The following is a 26,361-nucleotide window of genomic DNA, read 5'->3' on the forward strand; positions in this document are numbered from 1 at the left end:
CCGGCACGGACTATGCCAAACCAGTAATTGCCTGTAGGCGACTGATTTTTAAGCACCTACCGGCATTTCCCGAAATAATGCTAATTTTGTGGTTCCATAATGGGAGAAACAGCTCTGTTTTTTGTTTTTGGCAGTAGTAAGGGCCATTTCTCCGATGCGGTGCCTACCTCAACTAACAGTGAGAGGGAATCTCAACACTTTTTTATTTATTCATGAAGAATGTATTGATCGTTTGTGCAGGGTTGGCAATGCTCTCATCCTGCGCGGCCAGCAAGAAGCGCAAAGCTGAACTGATTAACCTCCAAGCCGCCCACGAGAAAACCGTGGCCGACTTAAACAACTGCGAGAAACGCACCGCTGACCTCCAGGCAACTATCAAGAACAGAGATGCTGAACTGGCTACCAAGACCAGTCAGATGGGCGATCTGCAAAGCCAGATCGATTACCTGAAGAAAACCAACACCAACCTGCTCGACCGCATGAGTGACCTCTCGGTAGTGAGCAAGCAAGGTGCCGAAAGTATCAAGAAATCGCTCGAAACCCTCAACGAGCAAACGCGGTACGTTAACAACATCAATAGCCAGATTCGGAGCAAAGATTCGCTTAACCTGGCGCTGGTGATGAACCTGAAACGCTCACTGGCCGACATCAACGATCAGGACGTACAGGTGGAAGTGAAGAAAGGCGTCGTGTACGTATCGATCTCCGACAAACTGCTGTTCAACACGGGTAAATTTGACGTGAACCCGCAAGCGGAGGCCGTACTGGCCAAAGTGGCCAAGGTCGTAAACGACCATAACGAACTCGACATTCTGGTTGAAGGCCATACCGACAACGTTCCGTTTACGTCGGGTGTGCTGAAAGACAACTGGGACCTGAGCGTACTGCGGGCTACGGCCGTATCGCGGTTGCTGCAAACCAAGTTTGGGGTTAGCCCCACGCGCCTCACGGCTGGTGGCCGGGGTGAGTTCATTCCGAAAGATGATAACGGTTCGCCGGAAGGCCGTCGCGTAAACCGCCGCACCGAGATCATCCTGACACCGAAACTCGATCAGTTCTTTAACCTGCTGTCGAGCGGTTCACAAGGCAAATAAGCTTAGCTGATAACACAAAAAGCCCCGGTCAGTGATGACCGGGGCTTTTTGTGTTTAAGACCGCCGGAGATTACCCAGCCCAATAGCCACGCGGCTATACAGCTTCATCAACGGAGGCGGAATAATGTACTGTTGCAGAATCAGTTTGCGTTCGGCAGCATCCGGACGTCCCAACCAAAGGTATTTGGCCGCCAGCAGATTGCGCGGATAATAGCGATCACGGTATTGTTCGCTTTCGAGCATCATCTTGTAATACCGCGCAATGTTCCGTTTCAGCTTGCGGTCATAGCGGTAGTCCAGTTCCTGATTGATGCCCTCGTACATGTCGATGCGGTTACGCAGAAAGACGGCATCATGATACTTATCGGTGAAACTGGTCCCGCCCTGATTCTTTCGGTAAACCGACATCACGTCGGGCAGGTAGCCAATTTTGCCGTGCTTAGCCAGCAGAATGTAACGCGGAATGTCGCCGCTGACCGACCGCATAAACCAAGCTGGGTACGTGTGCAGTACATTCCGGAATAGCACGCTCGACGTCGCCATAAACCAGATTTCGTCCTCACCGATCAGATCATCGAGTGTTGATACGGCTGGCTGATCAGGCGGATTGAGAATGTGGCTCGGCGAGCCGTCTTCGTAAGTGATGAGGGCGTTGTGGTAGCAAGCCACAAAGTCAGGATGGGCGTCGAGGAAATCGACCTGTTTCTGTAGCTTCAGTGAGTCGGTCCAGTAATCGTCGCCATCAAACGAAGCCAGGTACGTTCCCTTAGCCAGTTTGAAGGTTTCCATCGCGTTAAACAGCCCATTTTGCCCCAGATTGCGCGGATGAAAAACGGGCTTGACCACATCAGGATACCGATCGATATAGGTCTGAACAACGGCCCGGGTGTTATCGGTCGAAAAATCATCGCCAACCAGAATCTCCATAGGGAAGTTAACCTGCTGCGCCAGCGCACTTTCGATGGCCTTCCCAATAAACTTCTCCTGATTATACGTGGCGATACAAACGCTGACTTTCATACTTGGAGTCCAGAGTACTTAGTGCCGAGTCTGGAAAGTCCGTTTAACGAGTTGACTGCGTAAGCAACACGACAACGACCTTCCAGACTCGGCACTAAGTACTCTGGACTTATTTTAAGCGTACACCTCCCGGATTTGCTCCGACGTGGGGAAATCGGGGGTAATGAGTTCGTCCTGAGGGCGGTAGATGTACGGCATGGGATAGCCGCGCTCGATGAACGTTGGCTCGGCCAGGTTGTTATACCGTAACTGCACCGACCAGCGGATGTTGCGCGTCACGTTGTTGCCCGACCGGTGCACCAGCAGTGCCGAGAAGAAGAGCATATCCCCTACTTCGTATTCGGTCTGTACGTACCGACTGTCGTCGATCTCTTCGCCAATCACGCCAGCATAGCCAGCGGCGTCTGCCTGCATCAGCCCGTCGCGGTGGCTGCCCGGAATGACCTGCAACGCCCCGATTTCTTCGCCGGCCGGCACCATGGGGAACCACACTACCACGCTATCGAGTGAGCCCTGTCCGTTGCGCCAGTCCTGATGCGCGCCCAGCCGCCAGTAGGTATTTCCGTCTTTCGACAGGAATCGGCTGTTGAACTGCATCGATGGCCGCACGGCAATCACCGGCTCAGTCAGCCCCAACGCTTTGATGGCGTCGATGATCTCGTCGCTCACACCCAGCTTGTGCAGGGCGATGGTGTGCTGTACGGTCTTGCCAGTGCTCGAAAACGCATTGAAATCTGCTTCGAAGAACGCAAACATCGCTGCCTCGAACGCGTCGCGGTCGTCGATATCGACTTTCTGACCCAATACCCGCTCGATCTGCCGGGCAAAAATGGCGCGCGCCTCCCGGTAAATTGGCTCAATGACTTCTTTCGGCAAAACGCCTTTCAACAGCAGGAATCCCTGCTCTTTATACTGTTCTATCTGCGCAGAAGTAAGCATAATAATCTGTAGATGAGTTGACTGATGGCCTGATGCCACGACACGAAGTACATACTGCCTGGGCCAAGGCCGCGCTGTTCTGGATCAATGCCGTTTATGATCTACCTCATAATTCGGCAATTATGGTTCCAAAAGCAAGTTAGTCTTCCCGAATGGCGTAGCCAAAACCCGACGCACCAAAGCCGTTGCCATTGTAGAACATCGTCCAGCGGTTCTGGTGTTCAATAATGTGGCAATAATCCATCATTTGGGAATCCCACCCATCTGCTGATCGTTCGATACCTGCCAGTTCGTCGCGGCGCGTCCAGTTGATACCGTCCGTCGATTCAGCGTAGCCGATCCGGTAGCTGCGCTCCACGTCGGTGCGGTAGTGCGTTGCCGACCGGTAAGAAAAGTACATCTTGTACAGATCCCCTTCCTTAAACACTGTAGGGCGGCCAATCGCATCGGTAAATTCGTCGTAGCCTACGCAAACCTGTCCAGTACGGTTCCAATGGATACCGTCGGCCGATTCGGCATATTTCACGTCGTAAAACGGTTCAGGATGACCATCGATGATCTCGATTTTGGTGCACGACAGGTACCACATCCGCCAGCGAACGGTGCCATCGGCTTGCGGTTCGCGCATGACGCACGGCTGCGCTACCCATACCTGATCGAAAATATATCGGTCCAGTAGCGGCCCCGTGAAGGCGCGCTCAAAGGTAAGCCCCCCGTCGCGGCTGATGGCCAGACCGATACCGAGGCGATAATGAGCCGTTTCGCTTTTGTTCCAGCCTGTGTAGTACAGCCAGATTTCGTTCGTACCATCCTCGCCCGGTACGTTCAGAAACCATGAGGGCATAACACCCGTTTCATCGAACGTACCTACCGCCCCGTGCTTGATACAGGGCTTGTCGTGTACGTACAGCACCTTCGAAAAATCGTTGGCATCCAGTTCGACGAACGTGGTAGCCGACTGCCGTTGCGCGTCGCGGGTAGCGAAATAAACGCGCAGCCGATTGGTGTCGGCCAATGGAAAACCAAACGGTACCTGAGCGTGCGTTTGACTAAACGGCAACGACGCATCGGGCTTAAACACCAGCCCTTTCTTACTCCAAGTCATAGAATGAAGTTTGGCGTTTGCTGACTGGGGTTCACTGCTACGCTGCCAACGTACCTGACTCGGCATTGGCAAGCAACGGCAGTCCCAACAACAAACGCCAACCTGATTTAAACGTGTTGCAGGCGGGCGGCCATGCTATCGTGGATTTGAACGAGTGTCTGCTTCAGATCGAAGGTCCAGTTCCAGCCGGGGTAGTGCTCCTTGAACTTCGACAGGTCAGAAATATACCAGATGTGGTCACCAATGCGGTTCGTTTCCGAATAGGTGTAGTTCATTTTATTGCCCGAAATCTCTTCGCAGAGGGCAATGCCTTCGAGCATCGAGCAGTTGGCGTAGCGACCACCGCCAGCATTGTATACTTCGCCGGGGCGCGGGTTCTGGTAGAAATGCCAGAACATGTTGACCAGGTCATAGCTGTGGATATTGTCACGTACCTGTTTGCCTTTGTAGCCGAAGATCGTGTATTGATTGCCTGTGATGGCGCACTTCATCAGGTACGACAGGAAGCCATGCAGCTGCGCCCCCGAGTGGTTAGGCCCCGTGAGGCAACCACCCCGGAAAATGGCGGTTTTCATGCCAAAATACCGGCCATATTCCTGCACCAGCACGTCGGCAGCCACCTTCGAAGCCCCAAACAGAGAGTGCTTGGTGTGGTCGATGCTCATGTGCTCATCGATCCCGTTCTCGAAATAGGGGTGATTCTGATCGATCTCCCAGCGCGTTTCCGTTTCAACGAGCGGCAGGAAGTTGGGGTTATCGCCGTATACTTTGTTGGTCGACGTAAAGATGAACACCGCCTCGGGGCAATGCTGACGGGTCATTTCCAGCAAATTAAGCGTGCCGTTGGCATTCACCGAGAAATCAGTGAAGGGTTCGCGGGCGGCCCAGTCGTGGCTCGGCTGAGCAGCGGTGTGCACAATCAGTTTGATGTCGGCTCCAAACTCCTTGAAGATTGGCTCCAGCTGCGACACCTCGCGAATATCGGCGGGGCGGTGAGCGTAATTGGTATAGGCTTCTTCCAGTCGGTTACGGTTCCACTCGGTTGAGCCGTCGGCACCAAAGAAATACTGCCGCATGTTGTTGTCGATACCAACAACCAGATCAAACTTATCTGAAAAAAAGGCAACAGATTCACTCCCGATGAGGCCTGCCGAGCCTGTAACAAGTGCAATATTCATAGCGTCAATGGCTTGTCTGTCAATATGTATTATCTAAAAAGTCCTAAATGGACCTACAGTTCGCTGCGACAAAGTAACGCAAAAAAGTTATACTGCTTGGCACCGTGTGCTAACTGATCATCGCCACCTTGACAGCCTTTTAACGTAACTCGACCTGCGGGTCGCCTTCATAAGCAGAGCCGATGCGCGTTAGTTCATGAAGGACTTCGGCAAAGAGATCATACAGCGCTTTCAAACGGTCGACATCTTTGATGACACCAACGACCTGAAAATACAGCTGATCGACCCCTTCGGGAAAGCGGCCACTCAGCCAGCCGTCATCATCTTTCACCTCCAGACTAATGGAGGGCTGCACATCGAACAGTTGCCGAATCATGCTGCTGGTCAGCAACTGCCGGACCTTGGTCTCATCGTTTCCCTGAAGGATAAAGTCCTCATCGAACTGCGGATGACCAATCTCGATATCCTGCATCCCGAAGAATTTGCCGATGCCACTAAACAGCCCTTTACGGTAAATCTTGAACTGAAAACCGTCTTTGTTGATGTACGGCGCCCGTATCCGGGTATAGGTAATGGTCGATTTTCCTGTCGACACGGCATAGGTATCCAGCCTGACGGTCCATTCGCCAACCGACGCATCGACAAAGCTTTTATGCCAAAGGCCTCCGTCGGTGTAGCGGGCGTTTATTTCGTGGGCGAGTTGTTGCCAAATTTCCTGCTTACTAGGGCCAAAAAGTGATCGCATAAAGCTCATACGCAATGTGTTTAGGTTTTGTCTGAGCAAAGATGCCTTCAGAGCCGACATGAAAAAAGCGGTACTGATAAGCACCGCTTTTTTGGGGTTCAATGGCTAAATCTCGTTGTCCAACGTTCAACGTCTAGGCTTTAGACGCTGCGTCGCTCCTGCACGAGTCAGGGTTGCGATAACACAACCGTAAACGCTGGCTGGTCAACCCAACTAAGCGCCCTGATTGATGCTGCCGTTGCCGAACAGCTTCTCGCGGATCTTCTGCGTGCGTTTGTCCAACTCTGGATTAGGCGTGTATTTGTATGTCGACTGTACAGCAGCCGAATCCTTACCCCGACCATATACTTCAGGATCACCGGCTTTGTAATCAGCGCTGACATCGTTCTTACGGAAGTCTTCCTGCCGAATGGTATTGTTTTTCTGGTAGTCGCACGAAGCCAGCGAGAGGCTAGCCAGCGCAAACACACCCATATACGCGACGCGTTTCATAGCGAAATGATTATGGCCTAATTTTTCGGCAAAGGTAGTGATAAAGTTGGGTTTTGCCCTGCCTCATATCGAACAACCCGCTCACCATCAATAACACCAATTTCGATGGTCGGGGTCGGGTCGGTCAGGTATTGTTTGAGGATAGTCTGCGCCGCGTAGGGCGTGTTGAGCAGCCGCCCTGAACGGAGCCAGCCCAGAACTGATGACCGCGTGGAGACCGTCGGGAAGATAAGCGGCGCCCGGCTGCCGTCGTAGGCGGCATTTTTCTCCCTAATCAGCACATACACCTCGGCCGATGACGAAAATGCGGGCTGTGGCATGCTCAACAGATTGACGCCAAGCCGCTCCTTGTTTTCATCAAACTGTACCTCGGCCTTACCGGCAATCGGGGCCTGTGCCAGCGCTTCGAGTTGTGGGTTATCGTACCGAAAAATCCCTTTGGCTTCGGCCTGTTCCATCCAATTGTCGACGACTTCCTTGTGCAGGAAATAAATGGGTGTTGAGGGAATGATGCGGTGGTGTTGCCAGCTATGCAGGTCGGCAAGCAGGGCCTGCCGAAAATGCTTTGCCTCAGAAGCGTATTGAAACCACAGGGTCAGGCTGTATAGAACGCTACCCCCTACCGCCACAGCCACCAGCCACGTTTGCTGACGAAGCCGAGCGGGCAACCGGTACAGCAGCAACAAATACAGCAGCACCAGCCACGCCATGTGCATGAACCGGTAGCGCGTAATAAACGCGGCCTGCACGCCTTCTACGGTGCGCCCCGTCGCGAAGAGCGTGAACACGCCTAGAAAAAGCAGTACACCGCCATACAGGAAGAGCACCTGTCTGTTAGGTACCTGCCGCTTTTTCAGATATAGCGCTGCACTTTGCCAGAACGAGCTCACCCACAACCCAACCCCGGCCAGCCCTACAAGGATCGTTAACCCCAGACGAACGGCAAATGGCAAGCGAGGAACGGCATCGGCCCAGAGTCCCTGCATCGATAGCCACAGTTGGAGCATCGTTCCCGGCAGCTTGATATTGTCGGAAAACGACGGCCGGTAACCCGGCACCTCAAAATGATGAAAATACGTACCCAGCGCCAGGGCCGTTACGGCTACCCAGACGGCCAGTTGCCGCCAGCGCTGTTGAATAACCAGTAAAACACCCCCGACGATAAACGGCAGCAACCCCGTTACGTCGGAAAGCAGCGCGATGACGGCCGCCATAATGGCCCAACCAAACGTTTGGCGGGTATCACGACTAATGAGCCAGATGGCCAGCAGCGCCCAGATGTAGACTGCCACGTGCTGAAACGGAATAATCGACCATAGAATCGCGTCGAAATATTGCGGGTGGAAGAGCATAAACGGCACGGGCACAAATAGCCACGGCGACCACCGATTGCGCCTGAACCACACCCAGAAAACACCCAGCGCCAGCAGCAATACCAGCGAGCCAGCCAGTATGTGCGTGCGGAAGTTAAACTCCCCCGTAAGCAGATACTGGGCGTGAACCGCCATCCGGTTGGTGATGATCCGGCGCTCATCGTCCTGCGTGGCGTAGGCCGTCCAGATGTCATCGATCGTCAGATCCGGTTTGCTGAAGGTAATGGCAGGTTCGAGCAGCCCGTCGAAATCATCCTGATAGGGTACGTTAACCGCCTGAAACCAGAAAAAAACGAAGAAGGCGACCACCGGTAACCCACCGACCACCCACACTAACCACTTCGCACTACGCACCCGTCGAACGACAGGGCTCTCCATTTCGGTAAACAGTTCGCTCATAGATTCGCCTTTAAATCAAGGCAAATTAACATATAAGTTAGCGAACGTCCGGATACTGGCTGCTTCGAAATTCAGGGTTCAGGCGCTTTTGACACCTCTGGCTAGCTACAGGCCGCCAACCAGCTTACCGGGCTGCCTGCTACCTGACAACATTGGCATACTTACGCTTTCAACCGACCGATTTCTTCCTGTAAGAAAGCCATCAGTTCACCGATATGCTCTTTCGAGAAGTCGAACGGCACATTGGCGGCGGCGTAAATGGTGCCGATTGGTGCTTGGTAGCCTAACTTTAGCGCCTCTTTGTAGCCCTGCAAGCCAGCCTGCGCATCGCGCCGGTAATTGCGCCAGACGCCAATGGCCCCTAGCTGCGCAATTCCGTATTCAATGTAGTAGAACGGCACTTCATAGAGGTGAAGCTGCTTTTGCCAGATGTATTCTTTATAATGCTCCAGCCCACTCCAGTCGGTTTGGGTATCGGCAAACTCGTCGAAGATACGTACCCAGGCGGCGCGGCGTTCGGCGTGGGTGTGGGCGGGGTGCTCGTAGACCCAATGCTGGAATTTGTCGATGGTGGCCACCCAGGGCAGCGTTTCTACAATCGATTCCAGGTGTTGCAGGCGGGCGCGGCGCAGCTCGTCGGGGTCCGTAAAGAACACGTCCCAGTGATCCATCGAAATAAGCTCCATCGCCATCGACGCCAGTTCGGCTACCTCCATCGGCGGATTTCGGAAAGCCTTCAGCGGCAATTCGCGGGTCAGGAACGAATGCACGGCATGCCCCCCTTCGTGCACCATCGTGACCAAGTCGCGCAGGCTTGACGTAGCGTTCATGAAAATAAACGGCACGCCAATTTCTTCGAGGGGGTAATTGTAGCCGCCCGGCGCCTTGCCTTTCCGCGATTCGAGGTCGAGGTGGCCCATTTGCCGCATCACGCGCAGGTAGCCGCCCAGTTCGCCGCTGGGGTCCAGGTGGTCGAAACAGCGGATCGTTTTATCGACCAGATCGGCACCGGTTGCAAACGGCACCAGCGGCGCGTGGCCATCGGGGTCGACCTTGCTATCCCACGGGCGCAGCACATCCAGCGACGTATCGGTCCGTTGCAGCTTGGCCTTGCGTTCGGCCGCCTGCTGAGTCAACAGCGGCACCACAGCCTCGGCCACCGACTGATGGAAGGTAAAGCAATCGGCGGGAGTGTAGTCGAACCGACCCAGAGCGGCAAAGGCGTAGTCGCGGTAATTGGCGAAACCCGCATTTCGGGCAATCTGATGCCGCAATGAAACGAGCGTGTCGTAGAGCGCATCAAGGGCTTCGTGATCCCGAAAACGCCGCTCCTGAATCAGAAACCAGGCGTTTTCGCGCACGCTCCGGTCGGTACTTTGCAGGAAATCGGTGGCTTTTTGCAGCGTAACTTCCTCGCGAATACCATCGATTTCCATCACCACCGTCATGGCGCCATTGAGCGCGCTGTATTTGCGCTCCTCGGTCTGCATCTCGGTTTGCAGTGGAATGTTTTCGTCCCGAAAAATAGCGTTGGCCAGTTTCATCCCCCGCACCATCACGGCGTGCGCTTCATCGTCGAGCTGATCGAGAAAGGGACTGGCCAGCGCTTTCTGATCCAGTTCATTGCCCAGCGTGCTCATCTGTGGCTGAATGGTCTCAATGAAGAAATTCAACTGAGAAACAAGTGCTTCACTGGCCGTATCGCAGGTCATGCGAATGTAGCGCCAGGCGAAATTTTCCGACAGATACGATTCCAGTTCGCTACGGTCGGCAAACCAGCGGCGCAGGTCGTCGGCCGAGTCGATGGAACGCTGAAGCAGATCGTCGTAAAAGGGCTGTACATGCGCCCAATCGGTCAGTTCGTAGGATTCGGGCAGAAAGTGCCGGGGAGGCTGGGCAAGGGTCAGTTCGGGCTGCATAGTAAACAAAAGTAATCATTTGTCGGGCTGGCATCACACCCGGCAAATGACTAACTCGACAAGCCCGTTTCGGTTTGTGGATTAGGACCGCAAACACATACCTGAGCCACAATTCAGGGTAGTACATTTCGGATAACCATACAGACGTAGAACACAGCACTGTCTTTAGCAAGCACGCAAGGCGATAACGAAGACTGTTAGTTTCCGAACTTGTAGATTGACTCCCCTTTGGTCTTGCTACTTCTTGAAACAGACCACGCCAAATACATTGTCCCGACCAACGTGGTAGGTAGGCATTGCCCCGACATAGCCGTTTTTGGCGGCCCAATCGCCTGCTACCCTCGCCCAGTCAGCGGTGTCGGCGCGGTCGAAGGGGCGTACATTCCTCAATGACGAGACATCAACGAACTTGATTGCCTCTGGTTTCACCAGCATGACCCCGCACACCATACCCCGGCCATGATCGGCGTGATAAAATGTAGGAATACCCGCGCCGTAACCGTGGTTGGTCGCCCAGGTCATGGCCTGACGCACCCGTTCCTGGTAATCAGTAAGTGATACGTTACCTAGCTCGGTTACAGGGATATCTTTGAACTCAACTGCGCTTTTCGCCAGCAGCACCGTTCCGTATACGATTTGTCCGTTTTTTTCACCGTTGTAAAAGGTGGGGATACCCGCCCCGAATCCATACTTGTTGGCGTAATCCATCGAGGCACGTACCCGGCCCATAAGGTCGGTAACGGCCACGCCGCCGAGTTCACCGGCAGGTACGTCCCGCCAGATAGCCCCCTGTGCCTGAGCGGTAAGTTGGGCGATGGCCAACAAAAAGGCGACGAATAGATTGGTTTTCATGTAACTTATAGAATTAGTGGTGGTGTGGTTAGAAGCGGAATGACTTACTGTACCATGCCGCTGATACCGGCGTGGTAAACGGTGCCATCTTTGGCGAGCACACAAGGCGATGACTCATCAACACCACGACCGGTTTCGTACTCCCATTTTTTAGCCCCGGTTGCCGCATCGAAGGCGTAGACTTTCTTGTTGATGCCCAGATAAACCAGGCCATTCGCCACCACTGGTCCTGACAGAATCAGACCACTGCCATCGGGTCTGGTTTCCCATTTCTTCGCCCCGGTTGCGGCATCGACGGCGTAGAGCGTCCCACCCGCGCCGATGTACACAATGCCATCAGCGACAATGGGTGACGAATAATCGGGGCCACCATCGGGCGTTTTAAATTCCCATTTCTTTACACCCGTTTTAGCATCGATGGCGTAGAGCTTGTTATTGTCTGTGTTTGTGCCAAATGCACTCGCTCCCACGTAGACAATACCATTGGCAATGGTAGGCGAAGAGTTGACGATCAAGCCACTATCGAACGTCCATTTGATAGCCCCGGTGGCAACATCGATTGCCTTAAACCCGTTAAATTCCGATCCGGCATACAGGAGTCCAGCCACCACGGCAGGCGACGACTCCGAAATGCCAATCTCGGGCTGGTGCCATTTCAGCGCACCGGTTGCGGCATTTAAGGCATGAAGGCCCGACTTTCCGCCCGAACTGCCTCTGATACTGGCATACACAATCCCATCGAGCACCGTGGGCGAGGCATCCCAGCTATACACCTCATCATGCTGATACGTCCACTTCTCGGCCCCGGTCAAGGCATCGAAGGCGTAGAGATAATGCTCGCCCCCATAATAAACGAATCCATTCGCCACCATTGGGGCTGCAAAGGGTTGCTTGAGTACCGCAGCCGATTCCCATTTCTTGGCGCCGGTTTCGGCATCCAACGCATAGAGCTTCTTGTCTCCACTCGCAAAATAGACGAGCCCATTCGCTACGGTTGGCGTTGATTTAACAATATCACTGGTCGTGAATTGCCATTTCTTGGCACCCGTCAAAGCATCCAGGGCGTACAGGTTACCATCAAAACTACCGATGTACACAGTCCCGTTATTGACAGGCTTCGCTATTGTCACATTCACCGTATATGCCTGCGTCGTACCATCTTCGGCTGTCACGGTATAAGTTACGGCTTTTGAAAAATCCTGAACAACGCCTGATGCGGGCGATACCGTCGCTTTTTCCGACAGCGTGATCGTGGGAATCAGCTTGGTGGCGTCGGTGCCGGCGGGCAACGTACCTGTAACGGTTTTGGCCGTAGCATCCACCGTGCAGGACACCGCCGGGATAAGGGCCGCAAACGTGAACGTCAGAATGGCCTTCGCCGAACTCTTGTTTACCGACATGGTGGCCGTATAGGCCTGCGTGCTGCCGTCTTCGGCCGTGACGGTATACACCACCGGCTTGCTGAAGTCCTGCGCTACGCCCGATGCAGGCGAAACAGTGGCTTTGTCAGACACCACAATGGTCGGCGCCAGGCTGCTCAGGCTTGTGCCGAGCGGCAACGTACCTGTGATGGTGTTGCCGCTAACGGTGGCCACCACCGCCGGGCTCAACGACCCAAACGTGAACGACGTAATGGCCTTGGCCGAATTTTTGGCAACCGGGTCGGGGTCTTTCTTGCAGGCGGTAACCAGACCAAGCAGCAAGACTAGGCCAGTCAGCAAAGGCGTTACGGAGGCACGGAGCGTTCTCATGATTATACAGCGTTAATAAGGGGTCTTTTTCCTGGCAAAAACAACAAGTCCCTGCGGATGACCGAGGTTAAAGAATCAGCAACCCGATGATAGCCATCGCACTCACAATCAGCGAGATAGCCAACCCAATAAGGGCCTGATTAGTCTTGGATGGTTTCATGCGTAGCGTGTCGATTACCTTAGCAAAGGTCCCCTACCGACCAAGGCCCATCCATACCCTGATCTTGGTATTTTACAGCCCTGCCACCGGCACCTCGATTACGGTACACATCCCCTTTCCGGGCTCGTTATCGAGCTGGCAGGTGCCTTTGAGCAGGTCGATCCGCTGCCGTATATTGATAATGCCGTGGCCAGATGTACTGGCTGGCGTGGTGCCCGCCATGCCGCGCCCGTCGTCGCGGTAGCTGAGCGTAAGGGTGTTGGCCTTGTAGTGAAGGCTCAGCCAGACGTGCTGGGCGTTGGCGTGTTTAAGGGTGTTCTGGACCAGTTCCTGCACCACCCGGAACAGGTTGATCTCGATGGCCTGCGGCAATTGGCTGGGTACGTTGTCTACGTCTAGCTGTAGGTACAGTTGGTTGGTGTCGTTCAGCATGGCCACCATGTCGGTCAGGGTCTGGGCTAGTCCCTGCTGACTCAGGCTGCGCGGGTGCATGTCGTTGATCAATGCCCGGATGTCGCTGACCGAACTGTTGAGCACAGCCATCGCCCGCCCCCGAATGACCTCCGGGTTGGTGTGGCCTTTTCCCAAGGAGGACAGGTAGAGCTTCAGCACCGACAGGTTGGCGCCAATGCCATCGTGCAATTCTTTGGCAAAACGCTGACGTTCCAATTCCTGGGTACGTATGGCTATAACCATTTCCTGCGTCAGTTGCCGCTGAACCTGCCTCAGCCGAAACCGGTAAACGCCCCAGATGCCGGTCACCAGGAGCGCGATCAGCCCCACCCGAAACCAGATCGTTTGCCAGTACGGCGGTGCCACCCTTACCCACACCGACGCCCCCTGCGGGTTCCACGGGCCACCATCGGTGCGGGCCTGTACCCGGAAGCGGTAGTCGCCGGGCGGTAGTTTGGTGTAGTTGGCCGTGCGGCGCGTGCCAGCCTGCACCCAAGCGGGATCGAGACCAATCAGTTGATACCGATACTGGGTACGTCGGGGGTTGGCGAAGTTGAGGGCCGTAAAGCCAATCGTGATGAAGTTCTGGTCGGCAGCGAGCCGCAACTCGGCCCGGTTGGGCGTATAGACGCTATCGAGCACTGTCAGGGCCGTCAGGCGCACGGTTGGCGGTGTTCGGGGGGGTAGCAGCGTCGGCGGGCGGAAATAACTCACCCCGTTAACTCCCCCAAAAAACAGCGTGCCATCGGGGTCTTTGAAGCAAGCGTTGGTGTTGAACTCATTGCCTTGCAGCCCGTCGGTTTCGTCGTAGGTGATCAGCACGCCCCGCGTGGGCGAAAACTGGGTTAGCCCCTGGTTGCTGCTCAGCCAGAGGGTTCCCGCGTCGTCGGGCAGTATGCCATAGATCACCTCGTTGGGCAGGCCATCGGCGTGGGTGTAGTGGCGCAACAACCGCATCGTAGCCCGGTCGATCCGAAACAGCCCCGCATCGGTTCCGACCCAGATAGTGCGCCCCCCCGCCCACACCGACCGGATATTGGCCGTGCCCAGCCCCACCACCCGCTCAAACGACCACAGGCGGCGAGTCTGGCGATCGTAGGCAAACAGCCCGTGATTCAGCGTACCAATCCAGAGTCGGTCGGGCACGATTGGGTCGGGGTGCAACAACCGGATGGGTAGCCCTGTTACGCGCAGCAAGACCGGGTGATCGTGCCAAGTCAGCCACTGACGCTGACGCACATCGAACCGCAACAGGCCCGTTTGCCCACCCACCCATACTTCGCGGGTCTGGCGAGTGGCCGGGTCGGCGACCATATGGGCAGCAAATACATACGGTTGGCCTTGTTGCTTCTGGGCAACGGGGTACGTCTGCACGGTTTGGCGGGCGATATCGTAGGCGTAAAGGCCTTGCCAGTTGGCCAGCCACAGGCGTCCTTGCGCGTCGGGCACTATCACCCGTACCTCACTACCCGCCTGAGTGGGCAACAAGGCCGTGACGCGCCCCGTGGTGCGATCAACGCGGGCCAGGCCACCCGTGGCGGTGCCAATGTACACCTGTTGCCCTTGGCCCACTATCCTAAAAATCATGTTATCGGGTAGCGAGCGCGGGTCAGCCGGGCGGTCGGGATGCTGCTGTAGGCGTTGAAACACAAACTGCCGGGGGTCGTGTTTAGCCACGCCCTGACTGCTAAAGCCCACCCAGATCAGCCCGGAGTGGTCTTCAAACAGCGACCAGACATTGTTCTCGGTCAGGCTGTGGGGTTCGCCGACTTCGCGTTGATAATGGCTAAAGCGTCGCGCTTGGGGGTCATAGACAGTCAGGCCGCCGGTGCGGGTGCCGATCCAGACGTGACCGTCGCGGGCCATCAGCAGGGCCGACAACTCATTGCTGCTCAAGCCGGTGGCCCCGGCCCGCCACGGCTGTACCCGTGCATGTGCCCCCGGCTGCTCGACCCAAAACAGGCCATCGCTGCGGGTGCCGACCCAGAGCCGTCCGGGCTGATCGAAGGCCACCAGCCGAAAGGGCGATGCACTCGGTAGCGGGTAGGTGCCAGATACGTTGCTGCGGCTCAGCACTGGCTCAAACTGATCGGTTTGCGGGTTGTGTCGATAAATAACATCACGGGTAGCCAGCCATAACACCCCGCCGGGACCGAGGCAGGCGTTTTGCAACGTCAGATTTGCACCAAAAAAGACCGTTACGGGCCGATTGCGCCGGAGTGCCAGCAGCCCGTGAGCGTCCGTCAGCACCCAAACGGTATGGCTGCTGTCTTCGATGATCTGCTCGACTGAAGCCTGACCGAGCGCCGCCGTGTGGGGTTGCTTCAGGTACGTTGTGGCGGCAATAAATTGCTCAGAAATGGGCTGGTACAGGTTCAGCCCTTTGGCCGTACCCACCCAGAAACGACCCTGCGAGTCGGTAAACAGAGCCTGCACCATGTTGTTGCTGAGCGACCCGGCACCGCCCGCCCGAAAGACCCGAAACCCATAGCCATCGAAACGGTTGAGGCCGTCCTGCGTACCCACCCATCGGAAATCGTCGTACTCAGCCACGGCATAGCCTGTTCCCTGCGAAAGGCCCTGCGCCTGCCCCCACGTCTCGAAAAATCGCGACTGAGCCGCTGCCGTAACAGCCATCCCGAGCAAGAGCCAGCTCATGCCCACGGCCAGCAATCGGGCTGCCAGGCCGCTCATAGCAGACGCCGCTGACGGGCGATAGCAGCCAGCTCGACGTTGGTGTGTACCCCCAATTTGCGGTATATGTTTTTCCGATGTGTTTCGACGGTTCGGGGACTCAGGCAGAGCTGTTCGGCAATCTGCTGCGTGCTAATCCCGCTGGCAATGAACACAGCAATCTCGGCTTCGCGGGCACTCAGCCCGGTGCTGTCGAGCCCCTGCTGCCTGGCTTCGCGCTGTTCGAAATAGATAGGCGGCAGGTAGGTCTGGCCAGCCAATACAGCGGTCAGCGCCGTCAGGAGCTCATCATAACCCGAATTTTTGGGGCAGTAGCCCGTGGCACCGGACTCCATCATGCGCCGAATCGAGTGCGTATCTGTGAGCATGGACAGCGCCAGAATCGCCGTTTTAGGAAAATGAGCCCGAATTTGGCCCGCCAGCTCAAAGCCCGACCCATCGGGCAGGTCGATGTCAAGCAGCAGGGCATGGGTCGGCTGCTGCCGCAGGAAGTGTAGCACGTCGCGGCTGCGGTTCAGCGTGCCGACGACCGTATAGCGGTTGGTTTGTTCGAGCAAAAACCGGATGCCTTCGGCAAACATCCGGTGGTCGTCGATAATCAGGACGGTGGCTTTCGCGACGGGAGTATGGCTGCACATAGGTCAACAGGTGGTCAAAACTTACTTCCAGTAAAGCAACAGCACATCAATCGGCTTAAACTCCCCAAAATGGGGGACCCGTCACTTATCATCGCCGCCGAGCCCGCCAGTCCGGTATAGTTGCCGCCTTTGTGTCTTATCTTGCCGCAACCTCAACAGGCACTAACCGTTGCGCTAAAACTCCAGTTATGAAACCGTTTCTGTACCTCCTCCTGACCCTATTCACCTATACAACCCACGCCCAGCGCCTCGCTAATCAGAACGCCCAGCGCGAAGACTGGCTGTCGCTCTTCAACGGCAAAGACCTCTCGGCCTGGGACATCAAAATCACGGGCTATCCGCTGGGTGAAAACTGGGGCAACACCTTTCGCGTCGAAAACGACATGATTCGGATCGCCTACGATCAGTACGAACGGTTCGACGGGCGGTTTGGGCATATGTATTACAAACAGCCGTTCTCGCACTACAAGCTGCGGTTCGACTACCGCTTTACGGGCAACCAGACGCCGGGCGGGGCCAGCTGGAACGTGCGCAACAGCGGCGTGATGTTCCATTCGCAATCGGCGCAGAGCGTGAGCCTAAAGCAGGATTTTCCGGTATCGCTGGAAGTGCAGACGCTGGGTGGTTTGAGCAATGGCAAACCCCGCCCCACGGCCAATTTATGTTCGCCAGGTACGTTGGTGAAGCAGAAAGGGCAGGTGAACCCGCTCCACTGCATCGAATCGAACTCGAAAACCTACGATGGCGATCAGTGGGTAACGGTTGAAGTGCTGGTGCTGGGCGATTCGCTCATCGAACACCGCATCGACGGCAAGACGGTGCTGGCTTACGAAAAACCCGTTACGGATGCCGTCTTCATCAGCAAAGACAATGACTTCGAGCAGTCGGGCGTGGCCAACGCCGAGTATTGGCGACAACGGGCCGGCAAGCCCCTGAAAGAAGGCTACATTGCCCTACAGGCCGAAAGCCACCCGATCGACTTCCGCAACATCAAGCTGCTGAACCTGAAAGGCTGCATGAACCGCAAGGCGAAGAACTACAAGTCTTACTACGTCGAATCGGATGAAGCGGCGTGTGTATTTAAATAAGCTTGGGGGTGGGGGCTCAGGGCGGGGGGTATTGCTTTCGCATGAGTAATCCCTCACCCCTACGCCCCTCCCCTATGCCCAAATCACTTTCTCTACGTGCCGGACTCGGCAGCATTTTATTCTGGTCGGTTATTTCGGCGGCTTTTATTGGGCCCGGTTCGGTAACGGCCTGCGCCATCGCCGGGTCGCGCTACGGCCTCGATCTGCTTTGGGTGCTGACCTTCGCGACGCTGGGAACGGTCTGGTTACAGGAGGCTGCCTCGCGCATCACCCTCACCACGGGCCGCGACCTGGGGCAGGTGATCCGGCAGAGCTATGCGGAACCGACGGGGCGGCGAGTGGCCTGGGCGTTGTTTGGGGCCATTTTCCTCGGCTGTGCGGCTTACCAGGCGGGCAATATTCTGGGTGCCGTGGCGGGGTTGTCGTTACTGACGGGCCTACCAGCCCCGACACTAACCGTTGTAGTAGGTATCGGCTGCGCAGCGTTGTTGTGGATTGGCTCCACGCAGGGCCTCGCCAATATGCTGGGGCTGGTGGTGTTTGCGATGGGCGGGGCATTCGTATACGTCGCATTTGGTACGCCCGTGACGCCCCTCGCCCTAACCAAAGCGCTCATCGTCCCCAACGTACCCAGCGGCTCGCTCAATGAGTCACTGCTGCTCATCAACGGGCTGATCGGCACCACCATCGTACCCTACAATCTCTTTTTCGGATCCAGTATTTCGCCCAACCAATCGCTGGCCGATATGCGGCTGGGCATCTGGGTGGCCGTGGTGCTGGGCGGTATTATCTCGGTGGTACTGCTGCTGGCGGGCCTGCTGATTCCCAACGATTTCACCTACGCCCACATGGCCACGGTGCTGGCCGACCGGCTGGGTACGTGGGCAGGTACGTTGTTTGCCTTCGGGCTGTTTGCCGCCGGGTTCGCCTCCTCGCTGACGGCCCCGCTGGCCGCGGCGATTACGGCGACGAGCCTGCTGAACGTACCCAGAAACTCGGGTACGTTCAGGCTCATCTGGGCGCTGGTATTGCTAACGGGCGTCGGCTTCGGGCTGGCCAACGCGACGCCGATCCCGGTGATCGTGGCCGTGCAGGCGATCAACGGGATTCTGCTACCGTTCGTGACGGTGTTTCTGTTCAGGGCCGTCAACGACCGGGCTTTGCTGGGGCAGCACGTCAACTCGCTGGGCCAGAATCTGGCGATGGGCCTGGTGGTGCTGGTCACGGCTGTGCTCGGCGGCTGGAACGTCTGGCTGGCGCTGACCGCCTGATGCCTTATCTCGGAATCAGCGTATACACGTTGATGGTGTTGCCCGTTTTCAGGTTCGGCTTGCTGGCCGTAATCACGACCTGCGTATCGGAGAACGAATTGACGTCAAATTCGACGGTGCCGCCCGAATTGGTCGGGGTTGGGGTGAGGTTACGCAACGCCAGGTACGTTCGTGAGCTGTTGTCGAGGGCGGTCCAGTCGCCGTCGAAGACCTCGCCGGTAAACTCGGTCAGCTTGACCTTCTGCCCCGTAAACGTCAGTTGGTAGTTTCGGTAGCCGGGATAGATGTTGTCTGAGCGGCCATCCTGATAAACTGTTACGGTTCCCTCCTGCACGCGCAGGGCTTTCCACGATTTGTTGGCAATGATGTCGGCAACGCTCTTTGTCGGTTGTGGGGTGAGCGTGGGGTCGCTACCGGCGGTCTTACAGCCGATACCGAACAATGTGACAAACACGAGGAGGCTGGTGGTGGTGATGAACGGGCGCATGGAGTTAGCGTTTTAGAAGACGGGTAGAAAAACGAGTTGTTGTGGTAGACACCGTGACGACATACAGGCCCGTGGGCAATGCCCGTAGATCGAGCACGAAGCGACCAGCCAGGCTACTGACCCGTTGCTCGAGCACAGGTAAGCCCGCCACAGACAGAATCTGCACGACACCCGACCCACCCGACGGACAATCGATGGTCAGCAGGTCGCTGGTGGGATTGGGGTAAACACGGACCTCGGCGGGCAGACTGACGGCACTGACCAGCGGCGCCCGGTCCGTAATGACGTTCGACCAGTCGGAAAAGGTGGTGTTCTGCACAGCCCTGACCCGGTAGAAATAAGGTACACCGGCCCGCAGCCCTACATCGGTGAAGGTGGCCGCGTTGGCGGGCAGTTGGGCCACGCGGTTCCAGTTGGTCTGATCATTGTCTGCACGCCACACTTCATAACCCGTTTCGGTGGTGGCCACGTCGGTCCAGAGCAGGCTCAACTGCGTAAAAACGGGCGAACTCGTGGCAAAGCGCAGGCTGGTCGGCGCGGGCAAGGTGACGGGTGTACTCGTCTGCGTGGTAGCGGTCGTTTCCAGCCAATCACCGCCGCCGCCGCAGTTTTTGGCCCGCAGCCGGAGCCAATAGGGCGTGCCGGCTTTCAGGCCCGTTACGGCCTCGGTCCGGTTGGCTTTGGCGAGGTCGCGTTTGGTGCTGTTGGCATAGTTGCCATTATCCGCATATTCCAGCTCAAAGGCCTCTTCCGTGCTGGCCGTGTAGGTCCAGGCGAGGTCGATCTGGGACTGGCTGACGGCGGTCCCGGCGAGGCTCGCGGCTTTTCCAGGTACGTTGGGGCTAAGCGTAATTTTTCCACTTAGCCAGTCTGAACTACCGGCGCTGTTGGTCGCCGCGACGCGCACGTAATAGGTTCGGCAGGGTTGCAGGTTATTGACCGAACCCGTAACCACGCCCGCGCCGACATTGGTTGCTGTAGGATTGGCAAAATCGGCGGTTTCGGCATATTGAATATCGAACCGGTCTTCGTTGGAAGAGGCGTCTGTCCAGCCAATGGTGATGACGCGCCCGTCAGCGGAACCGCTCAGATTAAGGTTTGTCGGGGCGGCGGGTTTGGTAAGTGGGGCCGGAGCGGTGCGGGCGTCCGCGGTGGCGGCGGGCGACGTACCTACGCCGTTGATCGCGTAGAGCCGGAAGTAATACGTTGTGTTGGGCAGCAGACTTTGCACCGAAAACGCATTGGCAGTGCCAGCCAGCCCGGTCTCGGTTTTCAGGTTTGCAAATGCTGCGTTGTCGGCGTATTCCAGTTTGTATCCCGTCAGGCCGACGGCGGCAGTCCAGCCTAGATCAATCTGGGTCGAACTGACGGTGGTGGCCTTAAGATTAGCCGGGGCCGATGGCGCCACCAGCGTGGCGTTCGTGGTGGCATCTTTCAACACCCAGTCGGAGGCGAGTCTGGTTACGCTGTGTGACGCCCGCAGCCGGAAGAAATAGCGCGTATTGGGTTGCAGGCTGCCGATGGTGACGGTACTGCCCGCAACAGGTACGTTCTGCCCGCCCAACCCGGTTGCGAAACCGTTATCCAGCGCGTATTGCAACTCCAGGGTGGTGGCGTTGGCACCTGCCGTATTCCGGTAATCGACTTTGATGTCGGTGCTCGACAGCACTTGCAACGAATACTCGGGCGCGGCCGGCACCGTCGGGACCGTAATCGTTTTTACCTCAGACAGCGCATTACCACTCACGTTGGTCGCGCTGATCCGGTATGAATAGGTTTTTCCTACCTGAACGGTTCGATCAGCGTAGGTGGTTTTGCTTGCGTCCAGGTTATCGATGTTTCCAAAACTGCCCGACCCTTCGGCCCGCTGTACGAAAAAGCTGGTTGCCCCGCCGCCATCGGCCCACGACAGGTCGATCTGGCTGGCCGATACCAGCGTCAGTTGCAGGTTGGTGGGCGCGTTGGGCGGGGCGGGGGCTGTCGAGGCGCAGGCTTCGTTGGAGTAGTCGGAAGGGCCACCCGCATTGGTCGACCTGACCCGGTAACAATACGTCCGGCCGGCGAAGAGTTTGATGTCGGTGAACGTACCGGCCCCATTGAAAGCCCCTGTTTTACCGAAATCGGCAAAAGCCCCGTTGCCTTCCTTGCGCTGAATTTCGTAGTCGACTTCGTTACTCGCGTTGTCTTTCCAGGTCAGTGTAGCCGTTGTTCCCGCAATCGCTACGACGAGGGCGGTAGGAGCCGTCGGCGTCTGAATAGGCGTATTGATTTTGGCCGAAAGTGCACAGGCCTGGCTAGTCTTGTTCGAGGCACAAACCTGATAATAGTAGGTCGTGTTAGGCTGCGCGCCGTTATCCGTAAACGTTTTGATGTTGACTCCTACCCGACCAGCCTCTGTCCACGGCCCATTCGATCCCGCTGAACTGCGGCTGATGATGAAATTTTCTTCGTTATCCGAATTGTCGGTCCAGATAACGTCGACCCGCGTGGGTAATATGGGCGTAGCCTGAACTCCCGTCGGGGCTAATGGAGGTCCCAGATCTGTTGTCGCGTTTACTGTATTCGACCAGTCAGACCAGTACTCTATGCCGCCGACGGTATTTTTGGCCCGTACCTGCATGTAGTAGCTTGTGTTGTCGTTCAGGTTCGTAAACGTGTAGGATGTCTGAAGGAAGCTAATATCCTGCGTAATAAGCCCCTTTGTAAAATCAGGTACGTTGGCCCGTCGGGCCTGATAGCCCTCAACCCCAGTAACGGCGTTCCATTTTATGCCAAGACTGTTTGTGTTCTTGCTGGTGACGGCAAGGCCCGTTGGGGTGGCGGGCCGGGCATCCTGGGTAGCGGCTTTGGCCTGCACCCAATCCGACTCCTGCGATCCGTTGTATGTTGTTCGTTTTAGCCGAAAATAGTAACCGGTATTGGGGGTTAGCCCGTCAACAAAACCGCTTTGTTCCGTCGTGAATCGTTTGGCGGAGGCTCCGCTGAAATCTGCGTTTTTGCTGTATTCAAGCAGGGTGGGAAACCCGCCGCTGTTCCAGGCCAGATCGATCCTTACGGTTGATGCCGCCGTAATGCCAAACCCCGTCGGCGGATTTGAGAGCGTGGTAGCTTTAGCAGAAACGGTAGTGGAGTTTCTGGCGCCCAGCGCTGCGTACATCCGGTAAAAGTAAACGGTGTTGGCATTCAGCCCTTTATCGTTGAATGACCGGCTAGTAGTAGCCGGACTGGCTAAGGCTCTATAGACAACTCCATCGGTCGATTTCTCGATAACGAACTTGTCGATGCCTTTGCCGTCGTGGTTCCAGCTGAGTTTTATTTCTGTGTTCGAGACTACATCGAGCGTAAAGCCCGTGGGGGCGACCTGTGCCGTGGCGGTTATAGTCGTCAGCAGCAACAGTAAACTGTAAAATGCTTTCATAAAAAACGGGGATGAAAAAGTCGTAGATGGTGTAGAATCGGCATAGGGGAAGCCAAGCGACTTGCCTAAGTCGCTGATGAACAACTAAAAGATGACAGATTGGCGCTATTGACAGCTTTGATTGGTAGTCAGAAAGTAGCGTCGGCCCTGGAGGTGGATCTCGCCCTGAGCACCAGGTGTCAGACCGTACACACTCGGCTGGCCATTAGCTGGTCTTAATTCCAGATAGACCACGTTACCTTCCAGCCCGACCCGCCACGTTCCGCTGCCGCCATCGCGCATATAGGCACTGAAGTCGCTGCCACCGCCGTAGCTGCCGTAACTGGTGTCGTCGCTATAGACGTAGGTACCATTGCTACACAGGTCGTAATACCACTTCTGGGCCAGGCCATTACCTGTTTTTAGGTACAGTAAACGCCGCCCACGCAACAGAGCATCTACATTGGCCGCGACACCCGACGTTGGCCGTTTGGCAGGGACTGCCCGTTGCGGGCCAGGTACGTTGCGGGCTTGCGGCGAGGCCACCTGGCCCGCGCTCCCTTGCTGCGTAAACGCGCCCATGATGCTGGGTACGTTGTTGAGGCCAAACGCCACCACCAGTTTCCCGTTGGTCAGGGCCAGTTCTACGTTCATCGACGTACCGGCGGCGGCGTCGGTAACCGTACCGGCGGCCTGCGTACCAGTTATCTGGGCATTCACCCGGTACGTCTCGGTGCCGGTCGGTACCTGCGCCGTTACCGTCCCGGTGAGTTGGCTACCTGCCGCGCGGAGGTTCATACTGGCCGGGTACTCCTGATTCGGGTTCTGCACCCCGGCAATGGCCCCCTTCCAGTTGCCGGAGAATGTCTGCGCCATCAGCATAGACGGGTAGAGAATAAGGGAGAGGATGAGTAGCCGTTTCATGACTGTACTGTCTTCCGATTTATAGTCAATTCGGCTATGCTTTTGCGGCTTCCCGCGTGGCCTGCGTGTAGTAATAGACAAAGCCAAGCCCCAGCACCAGCCGGAACAGGGTATCGACCACGAAAAACGTGCTGAAGGGTACGTGCAGCACCAGTACGTGGTAGATGCCCAGCACCACCCCCGTCAGAATCTCGCTCGCCTGTGCCAGCAGCAGCGTGCGCAGCGGGTACGAGTTGGGCTGATTGCGGTTCAGCAACGTCATCAGTGACAGCGCACCGACGTTGGCCCCCAGAAACTGCATGATCGCGATATGATCGACGTCGACTTTGGGGACACCATAATTGGTCAGGCTGCTCTCTGTCAGGAAGAGCATGGTCAGGGCCAGCAGCACGCCGTAAGCGCCGGCGATTAGCAGAAAGTGGGAGCGTTTCATGGATAGTCGATTCGGTTTGGGGAAGTAGGAAGTGAGCGTTACTAAAATGGTGTGGATAGAGTCACTCGGTGTGTATGGGTAAGCGTCACTGTGGGTTGGCTCAGTGGGTCAAAGGTCTGCCGGGGTTGCCCTGTCTTGTACCTACCAATTCGGGTGGTTTTCTGGCAATCAGATCAGTCTCTGGCGTAGGGCTCCCTTCAACAGCCCTGCCACCGGACGTGTAGTATCCTGCCTGGAACTGCTTAACAACACCATCAGGCGACAGCGTCTACCCTTGCGTTCAGTTTCTCCGTAAGTATGTTGCTGCTGACGGTTAGTAATAATGGCAAAGGGGTGGCCGACCTGTCAACAAACGACCTATTAGGCCACAGAACACAACGGCGCGGGTGGCCCCACTCTCAGGTACATTGGTCACCGATTCGGAGCCAGGCGGAGGCGACTGTACGTGGGTTACAGTGCCGATCAGGCTACCAGCCCGTGCTTCATCGCAAACTTGATCATGCCCCCTGTTGTGTTGAAATTAATGCACGGCCAAGTAAGTAACAGGAGTAATAAATACAACGATAACCACAATTAGTTAATCTGTTAATCGGGTGGCGCGATCAGTCTGCAGAAAGCGGATTTATAAATTTAGCATATGTCGTTTTCCACAGCCCATAGGCGTAGAACACGTTTTGAATAATCATAATAACGTTGCGCACAAACGAGGCTTTTACGAAGAGAACAAAATCAGTTTCGTAGAGCTTCGCCCCAACAAAATAGAATAATAGAGTAGTCAAATGCAACAAAATAAAACCTAGACTAAACCAGACATAAGGCACTTGAAAAAAGGAGACCTGTTGTCCACTTTTTCCAAGAAACCACAGATAAAACATAGGCAACAGCGTAGTAAATAAGCCATTCATAATTGGGATCAGTACCCCCGGCGACTTATAACCGGTTAACCACACATAATCGACTAGGGCAAATACAGACAAACCGAGTGCCGTCCATCTTATATACTGGCGCAGTTTACCCACAAATAGTAAGCTGTAACACCACCCAAACAAACCGAAATTGCACAGATACGATATGATTTGCAGGAAGTGTGTATCGCCAATGCCCCAATAGCTTAGGTAGGGCGACCAGAAAGCCTTATAGGCGTTGACCGCCCAGATAAAGGCCACTTCAAGCCCACTACAAAACAGGGTAGCCACAGCAAACCACCAGAATGCCCAGATAGGCTGATTAAACTGCCTGTATTTCAACATAACAACAGCCACCGGAAGGATCATGGTGGCCGTTGTTAGCTGCCCAAACTGGGTCAACAAGTCGTTATAGTAGCTTTCTTCTGGCGTCATGGGCGGCCACCTGGAATTTTAACGCCGCAGGAAGCAGTCAGGCCCTGTGGATGTGGCCCCGATGATGTATACGGATTAATTATTGGAAGATTATCATCCGTAAGGTAGTCGAACGGGAACAGCGTAAGAAACAAATCGCCACCTGGCCCTTGACCTGGCGCAATATAAAAACCCGAATATTGATTCCAGAAGAGACTTCTAACACGAAATCGGAATACAAAGCGAGCAGACGAGCCTTCTGTTTCAATAATATCTTCAATATCTATGCGAAAGATAGGGCGCAGTAATGAATCTACTGATGGTCTGGGTAATGCAATAGACTCAAAGCGATTTCTGGAAAGTAGACGTAGTGTATCACGCTTGTAATCATGGGCGAATTTTATCTTTGTCGGATCATCAAAATAAGTTACTGTAATCTCAAGTAAATCATCCTGATGATTCCTGATTTCTGCAGTGTCGATGGTATGGCAGCGTATAGGAGAAGCACCAAAATAGGCACATAAAGCCATATTTCTTTCTCCGTCATTAGTCCAAGCGGACTGATTCGCGTCAATAACAATGGTGCGAGGTGCATTGGCTGATGGAATCATCTTTGTTTGTGGTTTAAGG

At 55.7% G+C, this 26,361-nt stretch carries 21 protein-coding genes; 3 read left to right on the top strand and 18 right to left on the bottom strand.

Features of this window, described 5'->3' with window-relative positions; genetic code table 11:
• Nucleotides 1-212: 212 nt before the first annotated feature.
• Nucleotides 213-1,094 (top strand): OmpA family protein, encoded by an 882-nt coding sequence (locus tag ACAW74_RS08380; RefSeq protein WP_370697734.1) that lies wholly within the window; start codon nt 213-215, stop codon nt 1,092-1,094.
• A 54-nt stretch (nt 1,095-1,148) separates the two neighbouring features.
• Here ACAW74_RS08380 and ACAW74_RS08385 read toward each other — a convergent pair whose 3' ends face one another.
• The 12 genes from ACAW74_RS08385 to ACAW74_RS08440 form a co-directional block, all read right to left on the bottom strand.
• Nucleotides 1,149-2,114 (bottom strand): glycosyltransferase family 2 protein, encoded by a 966-nt coding sequence (locus ACAW74_RS08385; RefSeq protein WP_370697735.1) that lies wholly within the window; start codon nt 2,112-2,114, stop codon nt 1,149-1,151.
• A 114-nt stretch (nt 2,115-2,228) separates the two neighbouring features.
• Nucleotides 2,229-3,053: a phytanoyl-CoA dioxygenase family protein gene (locus ACAW74_RS08390; protein WP_370697736.1), complete on the bottom strand. Its 825-nt coding sequence runs from the start codon at nt 3,051-3,053 to the stop codon at nt 2,229-2,231.
• 139 nt (nt 3,054-3,192) lie between these two features.
• On the bottom strand, nt 3,193-4,158 hold the full coding sequence (locus ACAW74_RS08395) for a glycoside hydrolase family protein (RefSeq protein WP_370697737.1): 966 nt from the start codon (nt 4,156-4,158) through the stop codon (nt 3,193-3,195).
• 107 nt (nt 4,159-4,265) lie between these two features.
• Nucleotides 4,266-5,336 carry an NAD-dependent epimerase/dehydratase family protein gene (locus tag ACAW74_RS08400; RefSeq protein WP_370697738.1) on the bottom strand — a complete coding sequence of 357 codons (1,071 nt, stop codon included), beginning with the start codon at nt 5,334-5,336 and terminating at the stop codon, nt 4,266-4,268.
• 139 nt (nt 5,337-5,475) lie between these two features.
• Entirely contained in the window at nt 5,476-6,081 is a 606-nt protein-coding gene (locus tag ACAW74_RS08405; RefSeq protein WP_370697739.1) for a DUF3137 domain-containing protein, read from the bottom strand.
• 213 nt (nt 6,082-6,294) lie between these two features.
• Nucleotides 6,295-6,573 carry a hypothetical protein gene (locus tag ACAW74_RS08410; protein ID WP_370697740.1) on the bottom strand — a complete coding sequence of 93 codons (279 nt, stop codon included), beginning with the start codon at nt 6,571-6,573 and terminating at the stop codon, nt 6,295-6,297.
• A gap of 17 nt (nt 6,574-6,590) precedes the next feature.
• Entirely contained in the window at nt 6,591-8,345 is a 1,755-nt protein-coding gene (locus tag ACAW74_RS08415) for a hypothetical protein (RefSeq protein WP_370697741.1), read from the bottom strand.
• Nucleotides 8,346-8,506: 161 nt separating this feature from the next.
• Nucleotides 8,507-10,264: a M3 family oligoendopeptidase gene (locus tag ACAW74_RS08420; protein WP_370697742.1), complete on the bottom strand. Its 1,758-nt coding sequence runs from the start codon at nt 10,262-10,264 to the stop codon at nt 8,507-8,509.
• Nucleotides 10,265-10,501: 237 nt separating this feature from the next.
• Nucleotides 10,502-11,116, bottom strand: a complete 615-nt coding sequence (locus ACAW74_RS08425; protein ID WP_370697743.1) for a hypothetical protein — start codon at nt 11,114-11,116, stop codon at nt 10,502-10,504.
• Nucleotides 11,117-11,160: 44 nt separating this feature from the next.
• On the bottom strand, nt 11,161-12,867 hold the full coding sequence (locus tag ACAW74_RS08430) for an SGBP N-terminal domain-containing protein (RefSeq protein WP_370697744.1): 1,707 nt from the start codon (nt 12,865-12,867) through the stop codon (nt 11,161-11,163).
• A gap of 232 nt (nt 12,868-13,099) precedes the next feature.
• On the bottom strand, nt 13,100-16,174 hold the full coding sequence (locus ACAW74_RS08435) for a sensor histidine kinase (protein ID WP_370697745.1): 3,075 nt from the start codon (nt 16,172-16,174) through the stop codon (nt 13,100-13,102).
• On the bottom strand, nt 16,171-16,812 hold the full coding sequence (locus ACAW74_RS08440; protein WP_370697746.1) for a response regulator: 642 nt from the start codon (nt 16,810-16,812) through the stop codon (nt 16,171-16,173). Before ACAW74_RS08440 ends, ACAW74_RS08435 begins: the two co-directional genes overlap by 4 nt.
• A gap of 188 nt (nt 16,813-17,000) precedes the next feature.
• Here ACAW74_RS08440 and ACAW74_RS08445 point away from each other — a divergent pair, with 188 nt between their 5' ends.
• The gene (locus ACAW74_RS08445) at nt 17,001-17,900 is read left to right on the top strand and encodes a 3-keto-disaccharide hydrolase (protein WP_370697747.1); all 900 of its coding nucleotides are present in this window, start codon (nt 17,001-17,003) and stop codon (nt 17,898-17,900) included.
• A 74-nt stretch (nt 17,901-17,974) separates the two neighbouring features.
• Nucleotides 17,975-19,171 carry an NRAMP family divalent metal transporter gene (locus ACAW74_RS08450; protein ID WP_370697748.1) on the top strand — a complete coding sequence of 399 codons (1,197 nt, stop codon included), beginning with the start codon at nt 17,975-17,977 and terminating at the stop codon, nt 19,169-19,171.
• 4 nt (nt 19,172-19,175) lie between these two features.
• Here ACAW74_RS08450 and ACAW74_RS08455 read toward each other — a convergent pair whose 3' ends face one another.
• From ACAW74_RS08455 to ACAW74_RS08480, 6 genes are all read right to left on the bottom strand, one after another.
• Complete coding sequence (locus ACAW74_RS08455) at nt 19,176-19,658, bottom strand: hypothetical protein (RefSeq protein WP_370697749.1); 483 nt, start codon at nt 19,656-19,658, stop codon at nt 19,176-19,178.
• A gap of 4 nt (nt 19,659-19,662) precedes the next feature.
• Nucleotides 19,663-23,076: a fibronectin type III domain-containing protein gene (locus ACAW74_RS08460; RefSeq protein WP_370697750.1), complete on the bottom strand. Its 3,414-nt coding sequence runs from the start codon at nt 23,074-23,076 to the stop codon at nt 19,663-19,665.
• 105 nt (nt 23,077-23,181) lie between these two features.
• On the bottom strand, nt 23,182-23,979 hold the full coding sequence (locus ACAW74_RS08465; RefSeq protein WP_370697751.1) for a hypothetical protein: 798 nt from the start codon (nt 23,977-23,979) through the stop codon (nt 23,182-23,184).
• Between the two features lie 34 nt (nt 23,980-24,013).
• Nucleotides 24,014-24,412, bottom strand: a complete 399-nt coding sequence (locus ACAW74_RS08470) for a hypothetical protein (RefSeq protein WP_370697752.1) — start codon at nt 24,410-24,412, stop codon at nt 24,014-24,016.
• 602 nt (nt 24,413-25,014) lie between these two features.
• Nucleotides 25,015-25,752 (bottom strand): hypothetical protein, encoded by a 738-nt coding sequence (locus ACAW74_RS08475; RefSeq protein ID WP_370697753.1) that lies wholly within the window; start codon nt 25,750-25,752, stop codon nt 25,015-25,017.
• Complete coding sequence (locus ACAW74_RS08480) at nt 25,749-26,342, bottom strand: hypothetical protein (protein WP_370697754.1); 594 nt, start codon at nt 26,340-26,342, stop codon at nt 25,749-25,751. Before ACAW74_RS08480 ends, ACAW74_RS08475 begins: the two co-directional genes overlap by 4 nt.
• Nucleotides 26,343-26,361 lie beyond the last annotated feature (19 nt).

The organism is Fibrella musci, assembly GCF_041321105.1.
Lineage (GTDB): Bacteria > Bacteroidota > Bacteroidia > Cytophagales > Spirosomataceae > Fibrella > Fibrella musci.

Excerpts from the sequence above, each read along its gene's own strand:
- ACAW74_RS08380 (WP_370697734.1), top strand. The coding sequence starts at position 213 with ATGAAGAATGTATTGATCGTTTGTGCAGGGTTGGCAATGCTCTCATCC.
- ACAW74_RS08385 (WP_370697735.1), bottom strand. The coding sequence starts at position 2,114 with ATGAAAGTCAGCGTTTGTATCGCCACGTATAATCAGGAGAAGTTTATT.
- ACAW74_RS08390 (WP_370697736.1), bottom strand. The coding sequence starts at position 3,053 with ATGCTTACTTCTGCGCAGATAGAACAGTATAAAGAGCAGGGATTCCTG.
- ACAW74_RS08395 (WP_370697737.1), bottom strand. The coding sequence starts at position 4,158 with ATGACTTGGAGTAAGAAAGGGCTGGTGTTTAAGCCCGATGCGTCGTTG.
- ACAW74_RS08400 (WP_370697738.1), bottom strand. The coding sequence starts at position 5,336 with ATGAATATTGCACTTGTTACAGGCTCGGCAGGCCTCATCGGGAGTGAA.
- ACAW74_RS08405 (WP_370697739.1), bottom strand. The coding sequence starts at position 6,081 with ATGCGATCACTTTTTGGCCCTAGTAAGCAGGAAATTTGGCAACAACTC.
- ACAW74_RS08410 (WP_370697740.1), bottom strand. The coding sequence starts at position 6,573 with ATGAAACGCGTCGCGTATATGGGTGTGTTTGCGCTGGCTAGCCTCTCG.
- ACAW74_RS08415 (WP_370697741.1), bottom strand. The coding sequence starts at position 8,345 with ATGAGCGAACTGTTTACCGAAATGGAGAGCCCTGTCGTTCGACGGGTG.
- ACAW74_RS08420 (WP_370697742.1), bottom strand. The coding sequence starts at position 10,264 with ATGCAGCCCGAACTGACCCTTGCCCAGCCTCCCCGGCACTTTCTGCCC.
- ACAW74_RS08425 (WP_370697743.1), bottom strand. The coding sequence starts at position 11,116 with ATGAAAACCAATCTATTCGTCGCCTTTTTGTTGGCCATCGCCCAACTT.
- ACAW74_RS08430 (WP_370697744.1), bottom strand. The coding sequence starts at position 12,867 with ATGAGAACGCTCCGTGCCTCCGTAACGCCTTTGCTGACTGGCCTAGTC.
- ACAW74_RS08435 (WP_370697745.1), bottom strand. The coding sequence starts at position 16,174 with ATGAGCGGCCTGGCAGCCCGATTGCTGGCCGTGGGCATGAGCTGGCTC.
- ACAW74_RS08440 (WP_370697746.1), bottom strand. The coding sequence starts at position 16,812 with ATGTGCAGCCATACTCCCGTCGCGAAAGCCACCGTCCTGATTATCGAC.
- ACAW74_RS08445 (WP_370697747.1), top strand. The coding sequence starts at position 17,001 with ATGAAACCGTTTCTGTACCTCCTCCTGACCCTATTCACCTATACAACC.
- ACAW74_RS08450 (WP_370697748.1), top strand. The coding sequence starts at position 17,975 with ATGCCCAAATCACTTTCTCTACGTGCCGGACTCGGCAGCATTTTATTC.
- ACAW74_RS08455 (WP_370697749.1), bottom strand. The coding sequence starts at position 19,658 with ATGCGCCCGTTCATCACCACCACCAGCCTCCTCGTGTTTGTCACATTG.
- ACAW74_RS08460 (WP_370697750.1), bottom strand. The coding sequence starts at position 23,076 with ATGAAAGCATTTTACAGTTTACTGTTGCTGCTGACGACTATAACCGCC.
- ACAW74_RS08465 (WP_370697751.1), bottom strand. The coding sequence starts at position 23,979 with ATGAAACGGCTACTCATCCTCTCCCTTATTCTCTACCCGTCTATGCTG.
- ACAW74_RS08470 (WP_370697752.1), bottom strand. The coding sequence starts at position 24,412 with ATGAAACGCTCCCACTTTCTGCTAATCGCCGGCGCTTACGGCGTGCTG.
- ACAW74_RS08475 (WP_370697753.1), bottom strand. The coding sequence starts at position 25,752 with ATGACGCCAGAAGAAAGCTACTATAACGACTTGTTGACCCAGTTTGGG.
- ACAW74_RS08480 (WP_370697754.1), bottom strand. The coding sequence starts at position 26,342 with ATGATTCCATCAGCCAATGCACCTCGCACCATTGTTATTGACGCGAAT.